The sequence below is a fragment of the Microbulbifer litoralis genome (assembly GCF_023634065.1).
GTDB lineage: Bacteria > Pseudomonadota > Gammaproteobacteria > Pseudomonadales > Cellvibrionaceae > Microbulbifer > Microbulbifer litoralis.
Window position 1 is genome coordinate 1 of the sequence record NZ_JALKCV010000002.1, and the last position, 20,218, is coordinate 20,218.

Genomic DNA, 20,218 nt, shown 5'->3' on the forward strand with positions numbered 1-20,218 from the left:
ACCCGTTCAAGATTTTAGCTGAGAAGTATAAAATGATATTTATTAGTCATAATCACAAGGATAAACCCATTGTGGAGCCGGTAGCTCTTCAGTTGCGTGAGATCTTTGGCCAAGACCGGGTGTTTTATGATTCTTGGTCAATTCAGCCGGGTGATGGAATTATAGAAAAAATGTCAGAAGCACTTGGCGAGGCTGAGTACTTCTTCTTTTTTGTGTCTCAAAATAGCATCTCGAGCAAAATGGTCTCGCTTGAGTGGCAAAACGCTTTACTCAAAGCGAGTCATGGCAATTGTAAGCTTGTCCCGGTTCGTTTGGATTCAGTGGCAATGCCTCCAATACTCTCACAAACTCTCTATATTGATCTCTACTCGGTAGGCCTGGATGCTGCTGTAGCGCAAATGGCTAATGTAGTTCAAGGCCTCAATGGCTTTCAGCGAGCCAATCAGCAACCATACTCGAACTTGGGCTTTACAGTAAGCGGCGACGAGAACGAGCTAAATATTAATATCGTAGCTCAACATTATTTAGAGCCTATTACAAGTTTTGTCATTCTCGTTACGAATGAGGAGAGTGAGCTGGTATTTAAAACACCAAATGAAGACCCTACAAAAACTGGCTTCAATAAAAATATCAAGCTAAATGATGGGAATACCTATAATGGACAACTGGTAGCTGTATTCAGAGGCTTGACGCCGCAGATGCCTATTCATGTAAATATAAAAGCCGTTGGCGGCAGTACAATAAAATTTTGTGGTGTACTGCACCAAAAAACACCGCAAAACTGGGCAATGATCCCACAGTTCGTGGGTTAACAAAGCGCTGCAGCCGACATCTTACTTTGCGCACCTTTTGCGCGGTCGCTTTCGCTCCCATTTTCGCGCAAAATGCACACAAAGTAAGCTGCGGCTGAGCGCGGCGTTAGCTTTTTAGTGGAAATCATATATGTCAGTAGACTGGGCAAACAGACAGAGAAATACGAATCATATGGTTCGCAAAATTGCTGGCTATGTATTCAAGAAATCTGAAGTAACACCGAATCAACTATATGGTTTATCTAAGCTGTCATGGATTACGAATAGCTACGAAGGTGAGAATGCTAGCTATATAAAGAGTACAAAAATTCCTGCTTTGGGAGATATTTTCAATAGGGATTTCACGTCTTCCTCACTTGAGGAGGTATCTCAAGATATAGCCCTAATTCTAAAAGATTCATCTGTCGATAAAATAGTTCAAGAACAAACAGGGTTCACAAACTTTTACAAAGCATATAGAAATAGCTCTTTAAGATGGGTCGAAGACAATTTTAATACTCTGTTGCCAATGTATAAATCTGCCTATGCTGCTAAAAATAACAGCGATAGGAAAAGGCTGATACAGGCAATACAACAAACACCTGGAATTCCAAAGGCCAACCATAAAAAACAACTTATGAAGGCTGAGTACTTCTTAACACCAGCATTTTTTATGCTGGACAAGGAAATTAAATTTCCGCTTATCAATGGCAATGAAGGTGTAAAAAACTTACTTAAGGCATTGGAGGTTCAGGGAGATGATTTATTAAAACAGTACACTGCAATGGTAAATCTTTATGGTACAGGTGGAATTGAAGATGCAGCAGACCTTGATCAAGTAGGTAGTGATTTACCTGATTTTATTGAAACAGAAAGAAAAAAGGCAAAGAAAGGTTTGCTCAAGAATAAAGAAACAAAAAATAAAGATAAATTACCGCTTAAAGATGAAGAGGACGTTGAGGTAATACGCAAGGCTGGGACAATCAAACAAAGAAAAGTCCACAATCAACTAACAAATATGATCAGAACAGCACTATCAAAATATACCTTACTCGAAGGTCGTGATAACTCCTGTATGTTCGATGTCCTTGTACAAAAATACTGCAAGAAACAAGATTTATTAATTGAAGTAAAAAGCTCATTAGAAAAACCAAATATTCGAATGGTTGTAGGGCAACTGTTTGATTATTGGTATGCCCTAAAAGGTGACGAAGAACCGCATATAGCCATCTTGTTACCAGAAGCCCCCGATAGTGAATGCGTTAAATTTCTGGAATGGATGGGTATTGGATTAATGTGGTTCCAGAAAGATCAGCTTCACACGTCAACAGAATGGCTTAAGCAACTTGCGATCGAAAGCTAACAAACGCATGCACTCGGACAAAATAAAGCTGCGCCGCTACGCTCTGCAACTTTATTTTTCCGGTGACGCGAAGCGTTAAGTTTCACTAGGAATCGAAGCTCTAGATATGGAATGGGAATCAATTAATGGCATTACCGGAATCATAAGCGCTGTTGGTGCAGTTCTTGGCGTAATCCAGATGGGGCGATTTTCTAGCCAAGGTAACAGCATAAATGTAAATGCCAAAAGGTTCTTTGGCTACGTTCTAGCCTCGTGTTGCTGGGCGCTCTTGATATTAATAGGCCACTGGCTGTTCGATCCCCTCGGGCCAATAGTAACAAGAGATGAAGAGCGTCAAATATTCGCAGTAGCCATTTCATTCCCAGTGATTGTAGGGTTTGTATATGCAGTCAATAGCATGCAGCAGACTTCAAAAACTTAACAAGCCAAGGCAGCGGGACATATTTTTGCTTCGCTGCGCTCAAAACGCAAAAATATGCCCCTGCTTGGGGGCGTTATATGCCAAAGGAGATTCTGTGGTTCAACTAGCTGATATTGAAAAGATCGCTCCTGGTGTTGAGCATCTCTCAATTGAAGAACATGAAGCGCTTCAGAGGTTTACGTTGCTCTGGACGTTGTTCGAGGCCCAAATGTTGGAGAGCAATGCATCCGTCAAGAAAATATCAGAGAAAGTCGAAAGCATTGAGCCGGGAATCATCGACGGCGGTTGGTTCACGGAGCATTTAGACTACTTTTCCAATCGCTATATTGGTGGTGGTAATACGAATTATCGCTTTGACAATCTCCACCTACGTAAAAATGACAACCCTGATTTGGTGTGTGCTGTGCTAACCGGGGAGAATACAGATTCAGCTTCCCAGCTTATTGGCTGCCTGATCATAGTTTATCGTTTCAGGAATAATTTCTTTCATGGCATCAAATGGGCATACGGTCTGCAAGATCAGCTTGAAAACTTCACGCACTCAGCATCCCTGCTAAGAAAGTTCTTAGAGAAGGTGCCAAGTGGCATATAACAATCACATCAAATTCGCTCCCTGCGGTCGCCGGACGCTCGTTCCTCACGCCGTTTATGTGAAGCGTTAAAAACCTATGAACCACCTGAGATGTCCAGACTGTAATACCGCCATCGTAAAACCAGGAACTAAATTGCGAATTGCGTTTTTGGGCGGTTCAGTTTTGTGCCGAAAATGCGGTGCTCGTCTTGTAGCTGGTGGAAGGTTCATAGGGACAATTATTGGTGCGGCTACAGGTAGCATATTTTTATATGTAGTAATCTACGCACTCGCCTTAAAGTCATGGTTTCCGGTATGGGGTACAATATTTTTGACATGGTTTATGGCGGGTACAGCAACTTATTTCGTCCGGCTTAGGCGTACTGGCACAAAGCGGTTTCAGATTTAGCCCCCGGGTTTTAACAAGTGACAGACACGGCGATGGCCAACTCTGTGCGCCTTTTGCGCGGTCGCTGCGCTCCCATTATTGCGCAAAATGCGCACAAAGTTAGCCGCGGCTGATTTCGGCGTTATGAGTATCTAGCATGAGTCAGTTAACTCGGGGAAATGAGCGTCGGCTCATGTACATTGAGAACAAAGAAGGCGACATAGACGGCCACAAAGCTCGTATTGGGTGGGTTACCTTCTCGAAAACGGGGCGTACCATTTACTATCGAGGCCGTTTGCTTGCTCGTGCCAAAGGAGGCGGTGTCTTGGGTAACTACTTTTGCGAAGATTCCGGAGCCGAATATTGGGTTTCAGGGGTTAAAAAAAGAGGCTCGAACGCACACTGGGCTGAGCCCGTGTCAGTTTTTGTAGATGAGGACGCTACAGAAGAATATGAAAAGCAAAAGAACTCATAACCAAGCGCATCACTACGCAGCCTTCGGCTGCCGGATGCTCGCAAGCTCGCACCGGTGTGCGCGGCATTATGAGTTGAAGAAGTATTTTTGACCACTACAGGGCCCTGGGAGACCGGGGTTCCTACGGCGAGAAATGGTGTACATGACACGCAAAGAGATACATTTAGGCTCCCTAGAATCTAGATTCTATGAAAAGAGTGGAAAGGATTATTACAGGGTTAATGCCATCTTCGGGACACAGGTATCATTTAGTTTTGATAATCCGGTTAGTCGCATTCAGGTAGAAGAGTGTTCGGAAAGCGCTCTAGTAATTCATGGAAAGTACATGAGCTTGAAAATGGAATTCTCCGAACTCTCTCCGGGATTGCAAAAATGTACGGTAAAGCCCTATTTGCTCGGTTTCTACCCAATAGGTATCTATTTTGGTCAAATATCGTGTCCCAATAAAAGATACCTGCTTGAGCGCTTCGGAAACAGTTAAGAAGCGCAGCTCCTGCCGAGTTGGTCGGTTAGGAAAAAACATTGCACTTATTTTCCTGTTCTTGTGTGGACCATTATGAGAAGAGATAATTAATGGAAGTAGTAAAAGATGTTGCAACAGTGCTGACCCCTTTTTTGGTTGCTGCTTTTGCGTTTATCTTAAATAGACAGTTAGCTTCACTAAAGGCTAATGAAGTATTTGAAGCTGGTCTTAAAGCGGAACACTACAAAGCAGAAGTTGAATATTATAGAAATAAGCTAACCGGTTTTTTGAACCCGCTTATAGCATGTATTGAGTTTGACCGTTCGATCTGGGGTAGGTTGTCGATGTTGTCTCATTCAGAGGATGTATTTAGTGAAAGCCTGTTGACGTAGGCGTCCCATTTCCTTCTGAATTAGAAGATCTTGTCAAAAAGGAATACCAAGATTCGGTTAATCGGTATGAGGAGCTTGTGACGACTCCTGACAAGTCAACTAACTATATGCCATCGACACTCGGCACGCAAAAGTCGCGTTCCGATTATAGATGAATTATGTCGCTGAACATGAATTCTTTAATTGAAATTAAATCATATTGTGTCGAAAATTTTGATTCTTCCCATTTTATACCGGGTAGTTGAGGTTCCATCATCGAATATAAATCGCTCACAGTTGGCCGCGATTTTGAGACTCATGAGGAGGTAGGATGAATTTCCAAGAGATGTCGGAGAAAGAAATATTAGACATAGCTAATCCCATCATGGATAACCTGATGGAGGCATCGACAAATATTGATCATGATCGACACGTTCGAGATTTCAATAAGAGAATGCTAAAGATTGTCACCAGGGATCATCTGAATAAGGTTTGCGTGAAATATCAGGAAGAGAAAGGGTTCTTTGCGCAACGAGAGCCAGTTGCCGTTTTCAGAAGACCAGAATCTGCGGCTATTGTGTGGAAGCAATATTACACAAAGGCTCCAGGTGAGCACGTGGCAGAAATGGTTTTGGTTTATGAAGATGGACGTTTTTTAGTTGATCACGCAATGGTATTTTAAATCATGTTGACGAATAAAAATGGCTCATGTAGTGGGCCTTTTTGCGTAGTTGTCTCAAAATGGAAAATTATTAAAATCGTTGGATAACTAGGTTTCCCGTGAAGAGTAAGTGCCTGGTTATTGTATTAAGGGAGGCGGCTAAAAATATATGTTTTATTGTATTTTTTTAATCTATCATATGGAAAATTGATGATCTCATGATAAAAAATCATAGGCGTTACACAATTTTATTATTCCCTTTGCTGCTGGGCCTTTCTTTATCGGCGAGCGCAACTCAGTGGCAGCCCTTGCTGGATACTGAACTCAGTCAGTGGCGAACTTATCTGGGCTTCCCAAATCCAGGGACGAAAGTCAGCGACCTGAGGCAGGATGAAGGCGGAGAGTATCTCGAGCCAGTTGGCTACGACAGGGACGAGTGGAATGTTTTCAGCGTAAGTACCGAAAGCGGTGAGCCTGTACTGCGGATTTCCGGTGAAATATACGGCGGTATTTTTACCAGAAAAGACTACAGTAACTATCGCCTTCGGCTACAGGTAAAGTGGGGCAACCAGAAGTGGCCGCCGAGGGAGGCTTTGCCACTGGATAGCGGTATTCTGTACCATGGAAAGGGTGAGCATGGAGTAGACTATTGGCGTGCCTGGCCGCTCTCGCAGGAGTTTCAGGTCGTTGAACAGGGGGTGGAAGGGCTGACCGGTGACTGGTGGAAAATTGGCTCCTCCCGGATCGATATCCAGTGCGCCTCGAAAGGGGAGGACGAAGCTCACCGATATGATCCCGAAGTCCCACTGGAAACCTTTGGTGGCGATGGAGAACCGATCACCTGTCGCGCGAGCCACAACAACGAAAAGCCCTCCGGTGAGTGGAACACGCTGGAGTTGATCACCTATGAGGATAAAAGTCTTCATATCGTCAACGGTGAGGTCGTGATGGCGTTGCGGAATTCATCGTATCCCACTGAGACGGGCGTCGAGCCTCTGACAAAAGGGCAGATTGTCCTTCAGAGTGAGGCAGGGGAGGTGTTCTATCGGCGCATCGAGTTGCAACCTATTCAGGATATTCCGAAAGCCTATCGTTCCTACTTTGAGTTGTAGAGCGCGGGGGTTGGTAAACAATCCTTGCTGCTCCGTCATAAGGAGAAGTTTTGATGAGCCTGAAAAATCACTTTGCATTGCTGGCCGGCTACAATCAGTGGATGAACTTGAAGGTATATGAAGCCGCGGCATGCCTCTCTGCCGAAGATTTGGCAAGAGACCGGGGGGCTTTTTTTGGTTCTGTCCTCGGGACACTGAACCACATCCTCGTTGCTGATACCATCTGGCTCAAACGGTTTGCCACTCATCCTTCCTGCCTGAACTCGTTGCGGGAGGTCGTTGATCTTGAGGACCCGAAGAACCTGGACCAAAAGCTCTTTGACGATCTCGGTCGTTTATCTGAACGGAGGGCCTGGCTGGACCACCGGATTATCAGTTGGGTCGCCGAGCTTTGTGATGCTGATCTGGATTTTGTTCTCAGCTATCACAGCATCGAGGGCGTTCCGTCTAGTAAACGATATTCGAGCCTGGTTCTGCATTTCTTTAACCACCAGACTCATCATCGAGGACAAGTCTCTACTTTGCTGTCACAGGCGGGTGTCGATATCGGGGTTACCGATCTTTTGGTACGGGTTCCGGAAGAAGCTCATATGTAGTAAGGGATCCATCGTTGCGTTAGCGGCTATCCGGGCTAGCCCGGCGCGACCCCTTTACCCGTTGGTTCGGCCATATAGATACCATCTCGGAGGAAAAAATGAATCTGCAGAGAATCTATACATCGCTGCTCACCGCGGATCTCGCCGCGGCCGAGATCTGGTATACGAAACTGTTGGGTCGAAAGCCAGATTACCGGCCCATGGATACGTTGGTACAGTGGGAGCTTTTCGATCAGGGTGGGTTGATGCTCTCTGATAGCGACGAGATCGCAGGTAAAGGTGTGATGTTTTTATATATCGGCGATCTTGCCGCCGAGCGACGCCGATTGCTGGATCTGGGGATCGCACTCGGAGAGGACATACCGGGTGATTATTCGACGCTGGCGCAATTGCACGATCCCGACGGCAACCTCATCACACTGGCAACGCCGCCCGCGGAACCGTTTCCTGCGGCAAGATCGTGACAAAGGAGCGAAACCTGCGGCGCGTTGTTTAATAAGGATTACTGGGGTTAGTTCAGAGCGGCCCACTAGGTTTGAACGGTGCAATAAAACCTTGCGACCCAAGGTATTTGAGGAATCTCACTACTCCCGGGATACTTCACGCAACATCCACGTACGAAGTGCCTGCACCCCAGGGGTTTCGCGACTGCCTTCCGGATAAACCAGGTAATAGGCGTACTCGTCCGCCACACTGACGCCGATATCGAACAATCTCACCAGCCGCCCCTGCGCCAGGTCGTTTTCCACCATTGCCAGTTCCACCAGGCCGATTGCGTTGCCGTCGGTCACGGCCTGTATCACGTGGCTTGAGTCGGTGAAGGACAGGCAGCGGCTGTCGTCGAAGTTGTCGATGCCGGCCGCGGCCATCCAGGTTGCCCAGCCTGGCCAGACCATGCCTTCGATCTGGCAGTCGACATGGCACAGGGTATGGTGGAGCAGGTCCCGGGCTTCCTGCGGGGCGGGGCCGGTTTCGAGCAGTTGTGGGCTGCACACCGGGATAACGACCGTATCGAACAGCCGCTCAGAGCGTGTGCCGGGATAGCGCCCGTGGCCGAAACGGATGGCTGCGTCCACGTCGTCGATGTCGAAGTCCCGCACCCGATCGGTGATATCGAATGTCAGTTCCAGGCCCGGGTTTGCTTCCCGGAAGCGCGACAGGCGCGGCAGGAGCCAGTGGCTGGCAAACCTCGCTCCCAGGGAGAGGCGCAGGTGTGCGGTGCCCCGGGCCATTTTCCGGGCACGGCTGGTGGCGCGGTGGAGGTTATCCAGTGCATCGCTGGCCGCCTCGAACAGCACGGCACCGGCTGCCGTGAGCCGGATCCTGCGGCTGGTACGGGTGAACAGGACTATGTCGAGCTGTTCCTCGATCTCCTTGATCTGGAAGCTGACCGCTGCAGGTGTCAGGCCCAGCTCCTCGGCCGCGCGGGTGAAGTTCAGGTGCCGGCCGGCGGCCTCGAAGGTTCTGAGGGCCCGGGTCCCGGGGAGCATTCGCTGCATGGATCTTCAAGCTTTTCTTGATGAACTGTCGAAAACTACTCGTTTCCCTGCATGGGATCAATGGGGAATAGTGATTGCTCCGATTGATCTGTTGAAGGAGCTTGAAAATGTTGAAGTCCGGACTGACCCATCCACTGGCGGTCGCGATGTGGGATTTCTCCTGGCTGGAGCGCCGCTGGCCCGGCGCCGGCTATGAGGACTGGGGAAAGGCGCTGGATGAATTGAAGGAGCGTGGCTACGACGCCGTTCGTATCGACGCCTACCCCCATCTCATCGATGCCGGCCCGCAACGGGAATGGGAACTGCTGCCGGTCTGGAGCCAGCATGACTGGGGCAGCCCGGCGTTGACGAAAGTCCGTGTACAGCCGGCCCTGAATGAATTTATCGGCCTGTGTGCAGAGCGGGACGTGAAGGTTGCTCTCTCCACCTGGTTCCGGCAGGACAGCGATGATGTGCGCATGGGGATCACTTCCGCGAAAGACCTGGGGCGAAGCTGGAGGCGCACCCTGGACTCTATCGCCGCCGCGGGGCTGATCGACAACATCCTGTGGGTGGATCTCTGTAACGAGTGGCCGGCGCCGCTGTGGGCGCCTTTCCTGCAGCTCGGGGCGGGCCCGGAAGGTGTCGGCCCGTCGCGTACCCGGCAGGATGTGAGGCAGTGGATGATGGATTCCATCGCCATACTGCGGCAGGCGTATCCCGACCTCGACTACTGTTTTTCCTACACCGCGGAATATCTCAACTGGCGACAGCAGGATGTCTCTTTCATGGATCTGCTCGAGCCGCATATCTGGATGTCGCAGGCGGAGGTCAGCGACTTCGATGAAAGGATGGGGTTCGATCTCGGTGCGGCGGGTTTTGACCCGAAGATGTACGAAGTGCTGGCGCGCAACGCCGAGGCGCTCTACCGAAAAGAACCGGAACACTGGAAGGGACGCCTGAAGGGCGGTATCGACCTGCTGGCTGAGTGGTCGCGGCAGGCCGGAAAACCGCTGGTCACCACGGAGGGCTGGGCGCTGGTGGCCTACAAGGACTGGCCGCTACTGGATTGGGACTGGGTCAGGGAACTGTGCGCGTTCGGCGTGGAGGAGGCGGTGAAGACCGGCCGCTGGACGGCTTTGTCCACCAGCCATTTCTGCGGCCCGCAATTCGCGGGTATGTGGCGGGACGTTGAATGGCACCGGCAGCTGACGGATCTGATCCACGCGGGGCGTATCGAATAGCTTTCTGTCGTGAAAGCCGGGGTTGCTTTACGGCTCACCCCGGCTTGCGCCGAAAATCTATCGGTGCCGCCAGCGCCGGTTTCTGAAACGGTTCTGCGTTTTTCAGTGGCAAGGCGCAAAGCGCTCAGGCGTCATGCTAGTCATTTTTTGTTTCAGTAAAGTTAAACCACCTGGATTCCAGAAAACTAAAAATATTTGTCCCCTTTCTCACCCTTTCCCTCTCTACGCAGGTGTCGCGAGCGGGCCCCTCGCCGAACAAGCAACGATTTATTGACGGAAAGGTGAGAACCTGGAGACAAGAATGAAACAGCCCACTTTCAGAAAGAGCGCACTGTTTGCGTCCATGGCCGCGCTTGGCGTCGCGGCGGTTCCTGCCGCGGCGCAGGAAGACGCCGAGTTGATGGAGCAGATTGTCGTTACCGGAAGCTACAGCAAGAGCCTGCAGTCGGCGATTGATGCCAAGCGCAACGCAGACAGCGTGGTCGATGCCATTGTCGCCGAGGATATCGGCGAGTTCCCCGCACAGAACATTGCCGAGGCGTTGCAGCGGGTTACCGGTGTCACCATCACCCGCGATCGCGGCGAAGGGGTTTATGTACGGGTTCGCGGCCTGGGGGCCAACTTCCAGGTAACCACACTGAACGGCCGCACCATGGCAGTCAACGAGAATGTGCGCACCTCCGGGCAGTTCGGTCGCCAGTTCCGCTTCGACACCCTGCCGGCGGAGCTGGTGTCCGGTGTCGAGGTGATCAAGAGCCCGACTGCCGATATGGATGCCGGTGCCATCGGTGGTACCGTCAATGTGCGCACTTTCCGTCCACTGGACCTGCCGGCCAGTACCTTCAATGTCAGCGCCCAGCAGAACCGCTCTGAACTGGCCGGCGAGAACAACCCGCGCCTGTCGGGGCTGGCGAGCTGGAAAAATGACGACGATACCTTCGGTATGCTGGTTTCCGGTGCCTATGCGGAGCGCAGTGCGCGCCAGGACCGTGCGCTGAACTTCGGCTGGACCGAAATCGAAGACGGCATCGATACCGATGGCGACGGTGCGGCGGACACCGGTTCCGTGATTACGCCCGGTGGCGTGCGCCCGACACTGGAGCTGGAGGAGCGCGAGCGCACCGGCCTGAGCACGGCCCTGCAGTGGCGCCCGAACGACAGCCTGGATGTGAATTTCGACCTGCTGTACACAGACCAGGACGTACACTACGACGAGTTCACCTACAGCGCCGACTACGGCACCAGCCTGGTGCCCGGTTCGGCGGTCATCCGCGACGGCGCCGTGGTGGGCGGTACGACCACCGACGGTTCGGTGCAGATCGGGCGCGAAAGCTCCGGTATCCACGATGAAAACCTGTCCATGGGCCTGAACGTCGATTGGGCGATCGGCAGTTGGGACCTGTCCGCCGATCTGTTCCGCTCCACCGCGGACAGCGAGGATGCCGATCCAATTCGCCGTACGCGTTTCCGCCAGACCAGCGGTATCGAATTCGATTTCCTGTTTCCGCGGGCGGACGGCAACAGCGTACCGGATATCCAGTACAACAATGTCGACCTGAACAACCCGGCGGACTGGCCCGGGCGCCGCCTCGAGTGGCGGACCATCCGTGCGGAGGATGTCGAGGAATCCTTCCAGTTCGACGCCACCCGCGAGATCAATGTACTCGCCTTCAACGAGTTCTCCACCGGCTTCAAGCTGCGCGAGCGCTCGCGCGATTACTTCCGCCGCGACCTGCGCCTGTACGAGGGGATCGAGGGCGAGCTGTTCGACGAGAGCTACTTTACCGGCTTCCCTGTGGACGACTTCCTCGGCGATGCCGATGGCACCCTGCCGCAGGTCTGGCTGGTGCCGGATGAGTCCGCTTTCTGGAGCGACTATCCCTCGGCCGAAGACCTGGCGGCACCGCCGACGGATGGCGACCTGCGCAACTCCTACCGTATCGAGGAGACGATCAATTCCGCCTACGCCATGGCCAACCTGGATGCGATGCTGGCGGATATCCCGGTGCGCGGCAATATCGGTGTGCGGGTATCGCGTACCGAGCAGACGTCCGCCGGGCACGCCGAAACCGACAATGGTGCGACTCCGGTTTCCTTTACCAGCGACTACACCGATGTCCTGCCGTCGGCCAACTTTGCGCTGGATCTGCGCGACGACCTGGTCAGCCGTGTCTCGGCGGCCAAGGTCATCACCCGCCCGGACCTGCAGGATATGGCCCCGCGGATGACTTTCAACTCCGGCGATATTCTCACCGCCACCGGTGGCAACCCGAACCTGGAGCCGTTCGAGGCCTGGCAATACGACGCCACGCTGGAGTGGTATCCGCAGGACGGAACCGCGCTGACCGCGGGGCTGTTCTACAAGGATATCTCCACCTTTATCCAGACCCAGATGTTGGACCTGGAGTTCAATGGCCAGACCTACCGGCTGACTTCCAAGGTGAACGGTTCCAATGCCGAGGTGAGCGGCTTTGAGCTGGCCTACCAGCAGGTGTTCAATACACTGCCGGCACCTTTTGACGGACTGGGCTTGCAGGCCAACTACACCTACACCGATACCAGCGCCGTCTATGTCGACGGCGATGAACGGATAGAGGGGCCGTTGGAAAATGTCGCCGAAAACAGTTACAACCTGACCGCGTTTTACGAGCAGGGCCCCTTCGGTATCCGCTTCAGTTACAGCTGGCGCGACGATGTGTTGAACCAGATCGGCACCAACAGCCTGGCGGACGAGAACAAGGCCGATTTCGGCTCGCTGGATTTCAGTGCATCCTACGATGTGACCGAGGAGATATCGGTGTTTGCGCAGGGCATCAACCTGACCAACGAGATCCAGCAGGAGTTTGTCCAGGGCAATGAGTTCCGCAGTTATACGGATTACGGCAGAACCCTGGCCTTCGGCGCCCGCGCCAATTTCTGATGTCGGGCCGTGGCGGTGTGGTGGCCAGCCGCCCGCACCGCGATGTTCCGAGAACGATTTCCGGACCCTAATGGAGCGTGGGAATAATCGGGCGAGGGCATCCACTCGCCCGGCAGCTCTCCCATTGCCCGGCCGCTTTGCCGACCCCCAATTCGGGGTTCGGCCTTTTTCGTTTTTACAGAGAGGTAACGACACCATGTTGAGTCGCCGTGTTTTCCTGCAGCGCGCCGCCGCCGCTGCGCTCGCCTTTGGCGGTTTGTCCAGTGTGCCGGCACAGGCGCAGACCTATCGCATCGATCCCGTGCGTGGCAGCCGCGGTTTCGGTGATCTTGTCGGCGGGGAGGGGGATATCCTGCACCTGCCACCGGGATTCAGTTACAAGGTGCTGTCGCGCACCGCCGATACCATGAGCGACGGCCTGCTGACACCCAGCGCGCCGGACGGCATGGCGGCGTTTCCGGTGGCGGGCAACGCCCACCAGTGCCTGCTGGTGCGCAACCACGAGCTGGATTCCATCGGCGAGGAGGTGGGGCCCTTCGACGGTAAGCCCGAGGCCGCGGCCGGGGTCTCATCGCGGGTGTTCGACCGGTACCGCAACGAGCTGCCGGTCAAGGGCGGCACCAGCACGCTGCTGTACGATCACCGCAGCGGGCGCATCGAGCGCTCTCACCTGAGCCTCAGCGGCACAGTGCGCAACTGTGCCGGCGGTCCCACACCCTGGGGCAGCTGGTTGAGCTGTGAGGAAACCCTGGCGGGCCCGGCGGAGGGTTTCGGCCGCGAACACGGCTATGTATTTGAAGTGCCGGCGGATGCGCGCGGACTGGTGGAGCCGGTGCCGCTGCGGGATATGGGCCGCTTTACCCACGAGGCCGCGGCCGTGGATAGCAGCAACGGGATTGTCTACCTGACCGAGGATTCCGGCGAGTCGGTTTTCTACCGTTTTATTCCCAATACCCCCGGCGAACTGGCCGGGGGTGGCCGGCTGCAGGCGCTGGCGATCCGCGGTCGGCCCGGCGCCCAGACCCGCAACTGGCCCGATGACGAGGGCGAGCCGATTACCACCGAGCAGCTGTTCGAATGCGACTGGATCGACCTGGAGGGGGTCGACAATCCTCACGGCGACCTGGCGCAGCGCGGCGCCGCCGACGGCGCCGCGCGCTTTTGCCGCTGCGAGGGAGTCGCCTTTGCCCGCCGCGACGACGGCAGCCGCGAGATCTTCTTTGCCGCAACCGGCGGCGGGCCGAAAATGATCGGCCAGATCTGGCGTTACATCCCCAGCCCCGACGAGGGCACCGCCGCGGAAACCGGTTCGCCGGGCAAACTGCAGCTTGTCTACGAAACCCGCGACCGCGCGATCATGGAATCCTGCGACAACCTGGCCGTGGCGCCCTGGGGTGACCTGATCGTCTGCGAAGACAGCTATTCGGAAGCGCCCGATATGCGCAACTATATCCGCGGTATCACACCGGAGGGCAAAATCTACACGCTGGCGATGAACGCCCACCCGGACAAGGGCGAGTTCTGCGGTGCCTGTTTCTCGCCGGACGGTTCCACCCTGTTCGTCAATATCCAGCGGCCCGGCTTTACCCTGGCCATTACCGGCCCCTGGGGCACGGCGCGGCGGGGCGTTTGACGAGCGGCCGTTCGATGGCGATCGGTGATTACTGCCGGCGGTTGTTGTCTGGCGGTTATTGCCCGTCAGTTATTGAAAGCGCAGCTCGATCCCCGCGGCTATGCGGCGGCCGTAGTCGCTGTATCCGGCAAATTCATTGCCGGCGGCGGATTGCCGCTCCGCCGCGCCGGTCAGGTTGGTGCCCTCGGCAAACAGGTGGATATTGTCCGCCACGGCGACGGACAGGTAGGCGTCGAGGGTGCCGAAGGCCATATCGTTCTGCGCCGACTGGTCGAAGTCTCCCACCTCGCTCAGGGATTTGTCCCGCCAGCTGTACTGCAGGCGCGCGGTCAGCGCCGGGGCATCGTAGAACAGGCCCAGGTTGAAGGTGCGCCGTGCAACCTCCTCCAGTTGATCGTGGACAACGCCACTGCCGCGGCTGTAGCGGGCGCGGGAGTCGGCCAGGGTCAGGTTGGCCTGGGCACCGAGCCCGTTCCAGGGGGGCGGCAGCCAGCGCAGCGGCTGGCGCAAGTCCAGCTCCAGACCGCGGACCTCGGCGCGGCCGCCGTTGGTTCGGGTGGTCAGGCTGTAGCGCTCGCCTTCGATGTCGACCGGGGCGATATCCCGGTGAATGAATCCGTCCAGGGATTTGTAGAATGCGCCCAGGCCCAGCAGGCCACTTTGTTCGCCGGTATCGGAAAAATAAAACTCCAGGCCGGTGTCCAGCTGCCAGGCGGTAACCGCGCGCAGTGCGGGGTTGCCGCCCTCGGCGGTTTTCTCGTCGCCGGAATTCAGGGTCAGCCGCGGGGCCAGGTCCTGCAGGTCGGGCCGTTTGAGCGTGCGCGCGGCGGCGGATCGCCAGACCAGTTGCGGCGAAAGGTCGACGGCCAGGTTGGCCGCCGGCAGCAGTTGGCCGTAGCGCTTAGAGTGCGAAACCGGCCCGGTGTTGCCGGAGCGGTTGTCGAGCCGGTGCCCGCGGGCGGTGTGACCGGTTTGCGCATAGCGCAGGCCGATATTGCCCCGCCAGCGACTGCCGCGCAGGTTCAGCTGTGCGTAGGCTGCATTGACGGTCTCGTCCACGCGGTAGGAGTTGACCCGGTTGTTTGCCGTGAGCAGGTTGTCGGCGAGAGTATCCGCATCCACATGACGCCAGAACATGGATTCGTTCGGTACCAGCCACTGTTGCGGCAGGTGGCTGTCTGTTCCCGAGAGAAAATCGTCGACGGGCAGTTCGCCAAAATAGGCCGGGGGAAAATACTCGCCTTTCATATCGTCGATAATCATCGCATCGGTCCGCCGGTAATCGCGGATGCGGCGCTGCAATTCAATGCCAGCCTGCAGGCTGTCCAGCAGTCCCGATTCCATACGGCGTGTAAGGGACAATTCCGCCGAGTAATTGCTGTCCCGGGTTTCGTTGCGCCGCCATTCCAGGCGGCGGCCGGGAAAGGCGCCGGCGTCGAGCAGTGAAAGGTCTGCGTAGTCCACCTCGGGCAGCCGTTCACTGTCGACGGTGGGAAAATCGAAGGTGAGGCCGGTGTCGTTTTCGCGGCGGAAGCGTGTGCGCCGGATCGGGTCGTCGTTGTAACTGTCGGCCCTGGACGCGGCGGCGGTCAGGCGGTAGGACCAGTCGCGCTTCCAGTCGCCCGCCAGGTTGAAATCGACCGCCCGGCTCAGGTCCATGAGGCCGGCTGTCTCCAGCCCGATCTGCACCGAGCCGCTGTCGGTGCTGCCGGAAACGATGGCATCGTCGCGCAGGCCGATACTGTCGGGATCCAGTGCGGCGATGGCGTAGTCGGCGCTGTAGCTGAACTCGCGGTAGTCGATTTCCTGATCCAGTTGCAGGAAGTTCAGGTTCCAGTCGATGCCGGATTCGGTCTCGCGCTGAATTGCGAAGCTGACGCCGGACTGGTCGCGGCTTTCCAGTTCCAGTGTCGGCCGGATACTGCCCGGCGACAGGACTGCGCCCGCCACCTCCGGAAAAACCGCCTGCCCCGCCGGCAGTTGCTGCCAGCCAAAATTCAGCACCCGGTCCTGGCGCAGGTTCAACCGGCTGTGGGTGCCGGCGAGGAAAACGCCCAGGTCGCCGGCGGGATTGACCCAGTTTGCAATCAGCGAGAAGCGCGGATCCTTCTGTGATACGTGTTCGGATTCGCCGGCGGAAAAATGCAGATCCAGTTTGTTGTGGCCGATATCCAGCGGGCGGAAGGTGCGCACATTGACGCTGCCGCCGATGGAGCCTTCGTCGTCCGCCGCGCGCGGGGATTTCTTTACTTCCACGGCCGCTACCAGTTCCGGTGGCAGGGTGTCGTAGTGGAACTGGCGGCCGTACTGGCCGGAGGTGCGCACATTCTCATTGGTGGCGATCGGGTTGCCGTTGAGCGTCAGCCGGTTGAAGCGTGTGGGCAGGCCGCGAATGCTGACAAACAGGGCCTGGCCGCGATCCCGCACCACCGAGACACCCGAGTTCCTGCTCAGGGCGTCGGCGATATTGGCCCCCGGGGAGTGGCGTATCTCCCCGGACAGCAGTATGTCCAGGTGTTGGCCGGCATCGCGTTTCAGGGCCTGCGCGCTCTGCAGGCTGCGGCGGTACTCGCCGATCGCCACCACTTCCTCCAGCCGCGGCGCCGGGGTCGCCGGGTCCCGCCCGCCGGCTTCGCTGTTATCGACCGCGCGCACCAGCCAGCCCTGTTCGGTGCGGCTGGCCTCCAGGCCGGTATCCTGCAGCAGTTGCGCCATTGCCGCGGCCGCTGTCATCCGGCCGGTGACCGGTGGCGACGCCAGGCCGCGAACCAGTGCCGGGTTGAACAGTACCGTCTGTTGTCGCGTGCGGGAAAAGGCCCGCAGCGCATCGCCGAGCGGCTGCGGGGGGATGGCGAACTGGATTTCCCGCCCGCCGTCACCGGCCCCGGCCTCGGACGCCCCGAGGGTTACCGCCAGTGCCAGCAGGCAGGCGAGATATCCGGCGGGGCAACGGCTGCCGCGGCGGTGCATGGTTCAGTGCTGCTGGGCGCTGATCACTATCCGCCCGTCGCGGTGGGAAACCTGTAGCGGATAGAGTTCGCTGAGCAGGCCGAGTGTGGCCCGGGTGTCCCGCAGGTGAAAGCGGCCGGCGACGCGCAGGGGCGCCAGGGCCGGGTCGCGCAGGCGGATGGGTTGTGCACTGTAGCGCGACAGGTGGCCGAGCAGGTATTGCAGCGATTCGTCGCCGATATCGATCCAGCCGGAGTGCCAGGCGCCGCGCCCGGAGGGTGTGAAGTCGCGCAGCTGGATACGGCCGCTGTCGTCCAGCCTGAGGTGTTGGCCGGCGGTCAGGATCTGCGGCCGCGGCATGGCCGGGCGCGAGACCCGGACGGTGCCCTCGTGTACCCGGACATCGATACCGCCGCCGATACGGTCGACGCTGAACTCGGTACCCAGTGCGCGGACGCTGGTATCACCGGAAATCACCGTGAAGGGTCGCTGGCGATCCCTGGCGACACTGAAATAGGCCGCGCCGCGGTGCAGTCGTATCCGGCGCGCGTCGGCCCGATACTGCACATCGAGGGCGGAATCCGCCTCCAGCGACAGCTCGGAGCCGTCTTCCAGGGCCACGGATTTTTCCTCGGCGATGGCGGACTGGTATGCGATCGGCTCGGCCGGGGCCGGGCCTGTACCCAGTGTCACCCACAGCAGCGCGCACAGCAGGCAGGCCGCCGCTGCCGCGATGCCCATCGCCCGCGAGCGGCGTTGGGCGCTCGCTGTGCCCGGCTGCCCGATCTGTTCTGCCGCCGCAGCCAGGGCCGGGTCTCCCCAGGTTGCGAGCATGCGTTCGAACAGTTCCCTGTGGCCATCGCCGCCCTGCAGCCACTGTTGCAGCTGGCGTTTTTCGGTCCGCTCCAACGGGCCGCCGGACAGGCGCTCGAGCCATTCGGCGGCCTCGGTGTAGGGATCGGTGGCTGTCTGGATAGTGTCGAGATTGTTCATGCGGTGCGACGGGTCTATTGCTGGCGGTCCAGGTGGCGCTGGATATCCACCAGGGCCCGGGTCATGTGCTTCTTGACGGCTTCCCGGCTCAGGTTGAGGGCGCGGGCGATTTCCTCGCGGCTCTCGCCGTGAATCCGGCGGCGGATAAAGACTTCGCGCCGCAGTGACGGCATTGCCTTCAGTGCCCCGGACAGACGCTCGACGCGCTGGCGGTAGCTGTAGCTGTCTTCGGGGGAGGGAGCGGTGCAGACCGGCTCGTGTTCTTCGAGGGTTTCCTCGCGCACCCGGTTGAACATCAGGTTGCGGGCGGTGCGGATGGCGTAGGCGACCGGATTGTCGATACGGCGACCCCTGGCCTGTTCCAGCACCCGGGTGATGGATTCCTGGTAGACATCGGCGGCGTCGCTGGGGTCGGCGGCGTGACGGCGGACATAGCGCTGGATCTGGGCGCTGCCGTCGATCAGTTCCCGAACAAGCTGCCGCGATAGGCGCCCGGATTCCGGCATTGGCGAGAGTCCCCGATTATTGATACTCCACCGCGCAGCCTAGCGGGGGAATGTTACAGACTCGGGAAAACGCCTGTGGAAAACCGGACGGATCCCGCACCCGAAACTCCGGATTGATAGACGCAGCCTGGATGAGGCGCAGCGGAGTCCGGGATGGGGTGCGGTGAATGTCGAAGCTGGCGTAAGGTAAAATACGCCGGGAAAGTCGATGGATAACCGGTGTGAGCGTAACCAGTGAGCAGATTGCAGCAATTACTTGACAGTGCCTATCAGGGGAGGGATCTTCAGGAAAGGCTCTATGGAAGCTTTCCGTTTGAGATAGCCCGGGACTGCGGGTCGGGGGAAGTGGACGAGATCCTCGCCAGACTCGACCGGTTGCAGCGCGAGAAAGACGCGATCGAGGAGTGGGATGGCGATTCCCGGGATGGTATCTGGCGAATGCAGCGCGATTTTTCGGCGCTGTTGGAGCGGCTGACACACCGGTATGCGAAACAGATAGCAAAAGGCCTCGCCAGCGAGTGCCTCGAAACCAGGTTCTGGGTCGCCATGGCTTTTTCCAGGTCCCCTTCGCCAGAGGTGGTGACCGAGCTGGCTGAATACCTGCTGGATATTCTTCCCGATCACCACCGCGCCTGCGGGCATGAGGCCCTGCAGGCCTGTAAGGACTGTCGATCCTCACCTACTGGCTGAACCCCACCAGCTTGCCGTGACTGAAGGAGAAGCGGAAGCGCTCTCCCACCTTGAGTTTGTCCCTGCAGGTGGACTGGATCGGAATACGCGGGAACTGGGGCGTGACCACCCAGGTGCGGTAATCGCCGCGGGGACCCTTGCCGATCAGCCAGTAGTGATCGCCCTGTTCGCAGTCCGCATACTGGGAGCAGCGGTCTGAACCCCAGACATAGGCGGCGACGTTGAACTGGGCCGGCCTGTCGTCCGCCTCGCGGAAGGGGGCGTCGCTATCGCCGGTGATGGTGTAGAGATCGTCGAACGCGACCTGCTGGAAGCCCCTGGCGGGCGTATCGCAGTCGACGGTGTGTGGTTTGGCCCTGATGCGGGCATGGGCGGTGCGTTTCGCCTTGCGCGGCTCGGCGCGCGCTTCTGCTTTTTCGGGCTTCGCCTTGTCGGGTTTTCCTTCGGCTTCCTTACCCTCGCTTTCCTTGGCGTCGGGTATTTCCATTTCACTGGGCAGGTAGCCGCAGCCCGACAGGGAGACCAGTGCCAGTACGCCGAGGACTGTCATTACCCTGTTGAACGCCACAGTGACTCCTTGCCGATCGGGACTT

General features: G+C 56.7%; 18 protein-coding genes. 13 read left to right on the forward strand and 5 right to left on the reverse strand.

Features of this window, described 5'->3' with window-relative positions:
• From MWN76_RS03385 to MWN76_RS03425, 9 genes are all read left to right on the forward strand, one after another.
• Positions 1–812: toll/interleukin-1 receptor domain-containing protein (locus MWN76_RS03385; protein ID WP_250459352.1), on the forward strand; the 812-nt coding region annotated here is incomplete at its 5' end.
• A 130-nt stretch (positions 813–942) separates the two neighbouring features.
• Positions 943–2,154, forward strand: a complete 1,212-nt coding sequence (locus tag MWN76_RS03390) for a hypothetical protein (RefSeq protein ID WP_250459353.1) — start codon at positions 943–945, stop codon at positions 2,152–2,154.
• 515 nt (positions 2,155–2,669) lie between these two features.
• On the forward strand, positions 2,670–3,167 hold the full coding sequence (locus tag MWN76_RS03395) for a hypothetical protein (protein WP_250459354.1): 498 nt from the start codon (positions 2,670–2,672) through the stop codon (positions 3,165–3,167).
• Positions 3,168–3,691: 524 nt separating this feature from the next.
• Entirely contained in the window at positions 3,692–4,009 is a 318-nt protein-coding gene (locus MWN76_RS03400; protein WP_250459355.1) for a hypothetical protein, read from the forward strand.
• A gap of 573 nt (positions 4,010–4,582) precedes the next feature.
• Complete coding sequence (locus tag MWN76_RS03405; RefSeq protein WP_250459356.1) at positions 4,583–4,864, forward strand: hypothetical protein; 282 nt, start codon at positions 4,583–4,585, stop codon at positions 4,862–4,864.
• Between the two features lie 310 nt (positions 4,865–5,174).
• Positions 5,175–5,525 (forward strand): hypothetical protein, encoded by a 351-nt coding sequence (locus MWN76_RS03410; RefSeq protein WP_250459358.1) that lies wholly within the window; start codon positions 5,175–5,177, stop codon positions 5,523–5,525.
• Between the two features lie 197 nt (positions 5,526–5,722).
• Entirely contained in the window at positions 5,723–6,616 is an 894-nt protein-coding gene (locus MWN76_RS03415) for a 3-keto-disaccharide hydrolase (RefSeq protein ID WP_250459360.1), read from the forward strand.
• 53 nt (positions 6,617–6,669) lie between these two features.
• The gene (locus MWN76_RS03420) at positions 6,670–7,212 is read left to right on the forward strand and encodes a DinB family protein (RefSeq protein ID WP_250459362.1); all 543 of its coding nucleotides are present in this window, start codon (positions 6,670–6,672) and stop codon (positions 7,210–7,212) included.
• Positions 7,213–7,310: 98 nt separating this feature from the next.
• Positions 7,311–7,676, forward strand: a complete 366-nt coding sequence (locus tag MWN76_RS03425; RefSeq protein WP_250459363.1) for a VOC family protein — start codon at positions 7,311–7,313, stop codon at positions 7,674–7,676.
• Between the two features lie 120 nt (positions 7,677–7,796).
• Here the strand turns inward: MWN76_RS03425 and gcvA are convergent, their stop codons facing one another.
• Entirely contained in the window at positions 7,797–8,711 is a 915-nt protein-coding gene (gcvA, locus tag MWN76_RS03430; RefSeq protein ID WP_250459366.1) for a transcriptional regulator GcvA, read from the reverse strand.
• 107 nt (positions 8,712–8,818) lie between these two features.
• On the opposite strand from gcvA, the gene MWN76_RS03435 reads away from it, so the two are divergent.
• The 3 genes from MWN76_RS03435 to MWN76_RS03445 all read left to right on the forward strand — a co-directional run bounded on the left by MWN76_RS03435 (position 8,819) and on the right by MWN76_RS03445 (position 14,487).
• Positions 8,819–9,934 (forward strand): cellulase-like family protein, encoded by a 1,116-nt coding sequence (locus MWN76_RS03435; RefSeq protein WP_250459368.1) that lies wholly within the window; start codon positions 8,819–8,821, stop codon positions 9,932–9,934.
• Positions 9,935–10,235: 301 nt separating this feature from the next.
• Positions 10,236–12,854 carry a TonB-dependent receptor gene (locus tag MWN76_RS03440; protein WP_250459370.1) on the forward strand — a complete coding sequence of 873 codons (2,619 nt, stop codon included), beginning with the start codon at positions 10,236–10,238 and terminating at the stop codon, positions 12,852–12,854.
• Between the two features lie 196 nt (positions 12,855–13,050).
• Positions 13,051–14,487 carry an alkaline phosphatase PhoX gene (locus MWN76_RS03445; protein WP_250459372.1) on the forward strand — a complete coding sequence of 479 codons (1,437 nt, stop codon included), beginning with the start codon at positions 13,051–13,053 and terminating at the stop codon, positions 14,485–14,487.
• Positions 14,488–14,556: 69 nt separating this feature from the next.
• Here MWN76_RS03445 and MWN76_RS03450 read toward each other — a convergent pair whose 3' ends face one another.
• From MWN76_RS03450 to MWN76_RS03460, 3 genes are read right to left on the reverse strand one after another with little or no spacing between them, the layout of a single operon-like run.
• Positions 14,557–17,457, reverse strand: coding sequence for a TonB-dependent receptor (locus MWN76_RS03450; RefSeq protein ID WP_250459374.1), 2,901 nt, complete (start codon positions 17,455–17,457; stop codon positions 14,557–14,559).
• A gap of 3 nt (positions 17,458–17,460) precedes the next feature.
• On the reverse strand, positions 17,461–18,429 hold the full coding sequence (locus tag MWN76_RS03455; protein WP_250459375.1) for a FecR family protein: 969 nt from the start codon (positions 18,427–18,429) through the stop codon (positions 17,461–17,463).
• A 14-nt stretch (positions 18,430–18,443) separates the two neighbouring features.
• Positions 18,444–18,935, reverse strand: coding sequence for an RNA polymerase sigma factor (locus MWN76_RS03460; RefSeq protein WP_250459376.1), 492 nt, complete (start codon positions 18,933–18,935; stop codon positions 18,444–18,446).
• Between the two features lie 234 nt (positions 18,936–19,169).
• Here MWN76_RS03460 and MWN76_RS03465 point away from each other — a divergent pair, with 234 nt between their 5' ends.
• Entirely contained in the window at positions 19,170–19,625 is a 456-nt protein-coding gene (locus tag MWN76_RS03465) for a hypothetical protein (RefSeq protein ID WP_250459377.1), read from the forward strand.
• On the opposite strand, the gene MWN76_RS03470 is transcribed toward MWN76_RS03465, so the two are convergent.
• Positions 19,615–20,193 carry a hypothetical protein gene (locus tag MWN76_RS03470; protein ID WP_250459378.1) on the reverse strand — a complete coding sequence of 193 codons (579 nt, stop codon included), beginning with the start codon at positions 20,191–20,193 and terminating at the stop codon, positions 19,615–19,617. The two genes, MWN76_RS03465 and MWN76_RS03470, sit on opposite strands and share 11 nt — an antisense overlap.
• Between the last annotated feature and the right edge of the window lie 25 nt (positions 20,194–20,218).

What these genes read in the sequence shown, in the direction of transcription:
- MWN76_RS03445 (WP_250459372.1), top strand. Translation starts at nt 13,051, where the DNA reads ATGTTGAGTCGCCGTGTTTTCCTGCAGCGCGCCGCCGCCGCTGCGCTC.
- MWN76_RS03405 (WP_250459356.1), top strand. Translation starts at nt 4,583, where the DNA reads ATGGAAGTAGTAAAAGATGTTGCAACAGTGCTGACCCCTTTTTTGGTT.
- MWN76_RS03460 (WP_250459376.1), bottom strand. Translation starts at nt 18,935, where the DNA reads ATGCCGGAATCCGGGCGCCTATCGCGGCAGCTTGTTCGGGAACTGATC.
- MWN76_RS03390 (WP_250459353.1), top strand. Translation starts at nt 943, where the DNA reads ATGTCAGTAGACTGGGCAAACAGACAGAGAAATACGAATCATATGGTT.
- MWN76_RS03400 (WP_250459355.1), top strand. Translation starts at nt 3,692, where the DNA reads ATGAGTCAGTTAACTCGGGGAAATGAGCGTCGGCTCATGTACATTGAG.
- MWN76_RS03415 (WP_250459360.1), top strand. Translation starts at nt 5,723, where the DNA reads ATGATAAAAAATCATAGGCGTTACACAATTTTATTATTCCCTTTGCTG.
- MWN76_RS03440 (WP_250459370.1), top strand. Translation starts at nt 10,236, where the DNA reads ATGAAACAGCCCACTTTCAGAAAGAGCGCACTGTTTGCGTCCATGGCC.
- gcvA (WP_250459366.1), bottom strand. Translation starts at nt 8,711, where the DNA reads ATGCAGCGAATGCTCCCCGGGACCCGGGCCCTCAGAACCTTCGAGGCC.
- MWN76_RS03450 (WP_250459374.1), bottom strand. Translation starts at nt 17,457, where the DNA reads ATGCACCGCCGCGGCAGCCGTTGCCCCGCCGGATATCTCGCCTGCCTG.
- MWN76_RS03420 (WP_250459362.1), top strand. Translation starts at nt 6,670, where the DNA reads ATGAGCCTGAAAAATCACTTTGCATTGCTGGCCGGCTACAATCAGTGG.
- MWN76_RS03410 (WP_250459358.1), top strand. Translation starts at nt 5,175, where the DNA reads ATGAATTTCCAAGAGATGTCGGAGAAAGAAATATTAGACATAGCTAAT.
- MWN76_RS03455 (WP_250459375.1), bottom strand. Translation starts at nt 18,429, where the DNA reads ATGAACAATCTCGACACTATCCAGACAGCCACCGATCCCTACACCGAG.
- MWN76_RS03425 (WP_250459363.1), top strand. Translation starts at nt 7,311, where the DNA reads ATGAATCTGCAGAGAATCTATACATCGCTGCTCACCGCGGATCTCGCC.
- MWN76_RS03435 (WP_250459368.1), top strand. Translation starts at nt 8,819, where the DNA reads ATGTTGAAGTCCGGACTGACCCATCCACTGGCGGTCGCGATGTGGGAT.